This window comes from Anaerotignum lactatifermentans (genome assembly GCF_014982935.1).
In the GTDB taxonomy this organism is placed as follows: domain Bacteria; phylum Bacillota; class Clostridia; order Lachnospirales; family Anaerotignaceae; genus Anaerotignum; species Anaerotignum lactatifermentans.
Genome location: NZ_JADCKK010000103.1, coordinates 1 through 3,423, shown reverse-complemented (window position 1 = coordinate 3,423; position 3,423 = coordinate 1). Strand labels below are relative to the sequence as shown.

Genomic DNA, 3,423 nt, shown 5'->3' with positions numbered 1-3,423 from the left:
TTTCTACCACCAGTTGCTTGAATTCTGGTGTATATCGTTTATTTGGTACTCCTTTTGGCATAAAAATCACCCCACTTGTTATTCAGTATATCATACTGTCTAACAAATGGGGTGCAGTTCAAAAAGGTGGTTCCGGCTATTTTCTTTTATTGAAATCACATACTACATGCAGCTTTCCCAATTCTTACGAAGAAATAAAATCTAATGTTTCTTAGCTTTTCTTTTTATGGATATTTCGGATGGTTTTCTTTTTGGGCGCTGTTCCCTTTCCTTCTTTTCTGCCCATTGGTCTGCCATCTGCATTGCTGGTTCTTTGTCCCGTTTTGTTCTCCATTTTCTTTTGTCCCATTTGTCTGGGTCTAATCAGGCAATGAGAATCAAATCCAATCAAATCTTCTCTATGCGCCAATTTTAATGCTTCATAAACCAGATCGTAATTCTGTGGCAGGCGATACTGCATCAGCGCACGTTGCATGGCTTTTTCATGGGGTGTTTTGGGCACATAAACCTTTTCTTTTGTGCGCGGATCGATGCCGGTATAATACATTGCTGTGGAAAGGGTCCCCGGTGTAGGATAAAAGTCCTGCACCTGTTCCGGCATATGATGAATATCCCGTAAATATTCCGCCAATTCAATGGCTGCTTGAAGATCACTGCCGGGATGACTGCTCATGAGATAAGGTACCAAATACTGATCCATTCCCAAACGCTGATTGATTTCCTGATATTTCTTTACAAATCTCTGATAGACATCTCCGCCGGGTTTCCCCATCTTTGCCAGAACTTTATCGGAAACATGCTCTGGTGCCACTTTCAGCTGCCCGCTGACATGATATTTGCAAAGTTCCCGGAAAAAGGTTTCATCTTTATCATAAATCAGATAATCATAGCGAATACCCGAACGGATAAATACTTTTTTCACCCGCGGAATCTCCCGGATTTTCCGCAGCAATTTTACATAATCCCGATGATCTACTTCAAGGTTTTCACATTTTGTAGGCCATAAGCACTGTTTATCCCGACATGCACCATACTTTAATTGCTTTTTGCAGGCAGGCTTTCTAAAATTCGCAGTGGGACCACCTACGTCGTGGATATACCCCTTAAATTTCTCATCCATTGTGATTTTCTCTGCCTCGGCAACAAGAGAATCATGGCTTCTTGCGGTCACGACACGCCCCTGATGGAACGCCAGAGCACAGAAATTACAATTGCCAAAACATCCTCGATTGCTGACCAGACTGAATTTTACTTCTTCAATGGCAGGGATACCGCCTTTTTCCTCATACATAGGATGGTATGTCCGTTCAAATTGCAAAGCATACACTTTATCCAGTTCCTGTGTCTGCAACGGTGGTGAAGGCGGATTTTGCACCACTGTCCATTCGTCATATTCCTCAATGAGTGTTTTGCCAATGACAGCATCTGTATTCTGATACTGAATCAGAAAGCTTTCGGCATACTTCATTTTATCCTGTTTTACTTCGTTGTATTTCGGCAAAATGATATAATCATAAGCTCTGGAAATATCTTTTGTTTTGTAAACAGAGCCGCGCAAAAATGTCAATTCCTCCACAGGAATGCCGCTGTCCAGTGCATCCGCCATTTCAATGATCTGATGTTCTCCCATACCGTACAAAAGAAGATCTGCACCGCTATCCAGCAGTATGGAACGGCGGACTTTATTGTCCCAATAATCATAATGGCTCAGTCGGCGCAGACTGGCTTCAATTCCGCCAATGATGATTGGTGTCTTTTTATAGACTTCCCGCAGTTTATTGCAATAAACAATGGTAGCCCGATCAGGACGCAGTCCCATTTCTCCGCCTGGAGAGTAAGAATCTTTTTTTCTTCTCTTCTTTGCCACTGTATAATGATTGACCATGGAGTCGATATTCCCCGCACTTACCAGAAAAGCCAGTCTGGGTTCTCCAAAACGTGTGAAATCTTCCGTTGTCTTCCAATCAGGCTGTGCAATAAAACACACCTTATATCCCTGGCTTTCCAACACGCGGCAGATAATTGCCGCACCAAAAGAAGGATGATCTACGTACGCATCCCCACAGATATAAACAAAGTCAGGTCTGTCCCAACCTCTTTCCAACATTTCTTCTTTGCTGACAGGCAAAAAAGCCATTTTGTCGCCTCCTTTACCATGAGAAATCCATTCTGCACAATAGATTTCTGAATCTTCGTTACGTTCCTTTTTCTTATTTTATCATGTTCCTGCAATAACTTCCACGTTTCTTCTAAAATTGAAATGCAAGTGCTCCACATACAATGGTTCTATACCGCCGCACAAAGAATAACGAACAACCGTAAAAAATATTTTACAATCCTCTTGTACTTCCCCATGTTTCGTTGTATAGTATAAGCAATAAAAGGAGGGAGTTATTGTGCAAGCGAAACATAAAGTTTTTCTGTTGAGTTTTTGTACTGTATTGTTATGGGCATCAGCATTTCCTTTGACGAAGGTAGTACAGGAACAGTTTACATCCAATCCTCTGGGATTTCTGCGATGCAGCATTGCTGCCATCTTCTTGATCATCATCGGCAAATGCAGCCACATCCGTATCCCAGCAAAAAAGGATATCCCCTACTTCATACTGGCTGGTGCAATGGGCTTCACCGGCTACATGATCTTTTTCAATACGGGTATTCAAACATTGACATCTGCAACTTCCAGCATCATCGTTGCCCTTACCCCTATCTTAACAGCTATCGGCTGTGCAAAAGTTTATCATGAGAAAATCAAAACCATTGGTTGGATCACCATTGCCACTGCCTTTATGGGGGTTTTGGTACTTTTGCTTTGGGATGGCGTTTTTTCCATTAATATTGGATTGATCTGGACAATGGGCGCTGCTCTTGTCTTCTTTGGCTATAATATGATGAGCCGTTTTCTTTCATCAAAAGGCTATACCGCATTGGAAATCGTCACATACAGCATGATTTTTGGTGCGCTTCTTCTGGGCTTTTGGTCTGTACAGGGATTTCAGCAATTGGCTGCTTCAGACATGTCCCATATTCTGGCACTTGTATATCTGGGTGCTTTTCCAAGTGCCGCTGCTTACTTCCTTTGGGGCAAAGCAATGTCTTTTGCAAATCGCACCAGCGAAGTAACAAACTTCATGTTCGTTACCCCGCTGCTTTCTACCATTCTGGGATTCCTGATTCTGCGGGAAGTTCCCAATATGGGTACATTTCTTGGTGGTGCCATCATCATTTGCAGTATCATCGTATTTAATTTAAAAGGCAAATAATAAAATCAATAAATAAAGCTGGAATCCTCAAAATGAACTGCACCCAAAAAGTTAGACAATATTTTCAAATTAAAATTGTTTAAGAAGCCAGAAGGGCTTGTTGTCTGTAAATTGCAGGTGGCAAGCCCTTTAACTTTGCTTTGATTCGATGGTTATTATA

4 protein-coding genes are annotated in these 3,423 nt (G+C 41.8%); 2 read left to right on the top strand and 2 right to left on the bottom strand.

Annotated features, from left to right (window positions below; translation table 11 throughout):
• A partial coding sequence (locus INF29_RS14595; RefSeq protein WP_207728182.1) for a hypothetical protein occupies positions 1-215 on the top strand: 215 nt, incomplete at its 5' end.
• On the opposite strand, the gene INF29_RS13860 is transcribed toward INF29_RS14595, so the two are convergent.
• A complete protein-coding gene (locus tag INF29_RS13860) occupies positions 212-2,137 on the bottom strand; it encodes a YgiQ family radical SAM protein (protein ID WP_193487311.1) in 1,926 nt (641 codons plus the stop codon). The two genes, INF29_RS14595 and INF29_RS13860, sit on opposite strands and share 4 nt — an antisense overlap.
• Positions 2,138-2,396: 259 nt before the next feature.
• Between INF29_RS13860 and INF29_RS13855 the strand changes: the two genes are divergently transcribed.
• Positions 2,397-3,263, top strand: coding sequence for a DMT family transporter (locus INF29_RS13855; protein WP_193487309.1), 867 nt, complete (start codon positions 2,397-2,399; stop codon positions 3,261-3,263).
• Positions 3,264-3,342: 79 nt separating this feature from the next.
• Here the strand turns inward: INF29_RS13855 and INF29_RS15175 are convergent.
• Positions 3,343-3,423: IS3 family transposase (locus INF29_RS15175; RefSeq protein ID WP_330608303.1), on the bottom strand; the 81-nt coding region annotated here is incomplete at its 5' end.